This window comes from Vibrio sp. 1069 (assembly GCF_033340555.1).
Map to the genome: position 1 here is coordinate 1 of NZ_JAWOWP010000218.1, position 844 is coordinate 844.

An 844-nucleotide genomic window follows, 5' to 3' on the forward strand; every position below is an offset into this window, starting at 1 on the left:
ATGCACCAAGCTGACACGCGAAGACATCGACGATTTCACTTGGTTACCGCACACGTGTGCTTACCGTCTGTTAGCCGAAAATCAGCCATTACCAGAATGGCACCCGTTGATTACGGGCTCGAAATCCGCAATGCACGCGGCGGGCGAAAGTGTCCGCAACAAAGTGGTGTACGAAATTGATGTGGTGGATTGGGAAGACCACATTTTGAATCACCCAAATCGCCCATAGCCAAATTGAAACAAGCCTTTTACCAACAGTGAAAGGCTTGTTTGCTTTTAGGGTCAATAAAAGACCGGATTCTCATAAGTGATGACAAAACGACGGTCATTGTTGAACTCTGACGCTTAATTAACTAAATGCTGCTCGGTTTGCAATTTAGTGATGTAAACTTAGGGCATATCATTTCAAGGCTTTACATTCCGATTCTTGATCGCTCCGATCGGGATTCGTTTCCTACGAGGTAAAAATGACGTTTCATTTCCCCCTGAAAAATCGCCAGACACCTTGGGTAGCGATATTCGCTTTATTCATCGCGATGATGACCCCTATTTTTGTGCAAGCCACAGAAAGCACAGAGCCTCCTATTATCTCTGAAGCAGAAGCTTCTATAGATAGCTTGAACATCGACATTGTTGATTTATCGCAAAGCCTATCTCAAACGGCAGGTGATGAGCGTGATGCGCTTCAGCTACAACTTTTCCAAAAAAATGAAGAGTTGAGAAATCAATTAGCGTCCGCGATTGAGCGTGAGTCCATCCCTCGTGACAAGCTGATTAAGCTCGTCAAAACGCAGGAAAAGTATTCAAAAGACGCGACCGATTATCTGACGACCAAAACCAAAGA

2 pseudogenes are annotated in these 844 nt (G+C 44.7%); both read left to right on the plus strand.

The window, feature by feature from the left end:
• A pseudogene (locus tag R7040_RS25560) lies at positions 1-229 on the plus strand (YcgN family cysteine cluster protein); the annotation flags it as partial.
• A 238-nt stretch (positions 230-467) separates the two neighbouring features.
• Positions 468-844: pseudogene (locus R7040_RS25565) on the plus strand (mechanosensitive ion channel protein MscS); the annotation flags it as partial.